Raw genomic sequence first — 589 nt, forward strand, 5'->3', positions numbered from 1 at the left:
TCCCCATTCGGAAATCTCCGGATCAAAGCTTACTTACAGCTCCCCGAAGCATATCGGTGTTAGTCCCGTCCTTCATCGGCTCCTAGTGCCAAGGCATCCACCGTGCGCCCTTTCTAACTTAACCTAAGTTAATTTAAAAGAACTTACTTGTTTTTTAATGATGTCTTGTCAATTTTTGTTATCTAGTTTTCAAGGAACAAAATAGCAAACCTAAAAGGTTTACTTGTTTGGTGGAGCCTAGCGGGATCGAACCGCTGACCTCCTGCGTGCAAGGCAGGCGCTCTCCCAGCTGAGCTAAGGCCCCAATATAGTAATATGAGAATTTCAAATGGTGGGCCTAAATGGACTCGAACCATCGACCTCACGCTTATCAGGCGTGCGCTCTAACCAGCTGAGCTATAGGCCCATATTAAGAGAAGATGTTTCTCTCAAAACTAAACAAATCATATCATCACGTTCTTGTAAAAATCCTTAGAAAGGAGGTGATCCAGCCGCACCTTCCGATACGGCTACCTTGTTACGACTTCACCCCAATCATCTGTCCCACCTTAGGCGGCTGGCTCCTTACGGTTACCCCACCGACTTCGGG

At 46.7% G+C, this 589-nt stretch carries 2 tRNA genes and 2 rRNA genes; all 4 read right to left on the reverse strand.

Annotated features, from left to right (window positions below):
• Positions 1 to 124: ribosomal RNA gene (locus SM124_RS23965) — 23S ribosomal RNA — on the reverse strand; the annotation flags it as partial.
• Between the two features lie 104 nt (positions 125 to 228).
• Positions 229 to 304: transfer RNA gene (locus SM124_RS23970), tRNA-Ala, on the reverse strand.
• A 25-nt stretch (positions 305 to 329) separates the two neighbouring features.
• Positions 330 to 406 (reverse strand) — tRNA-Ile (locus SM124_RS23975).
• Between the two features lie 69 nt (positions 407 to 475).
• Positions 476 to 589 (reverse strand): 16S ribosomal RNA (locus SM124_RS23980); the annotation flags it as partial.

Source organism: Robertmurraya mangrovi (assembly GCF_034427655.1).
Taxonomy (GTDB): domain Bacteria; phylum Bacillota; class Bacilli; order Bacillales; family Cytobacillaceae; genus Robertmurraya_A; species Robertmurraya_A mangrovi.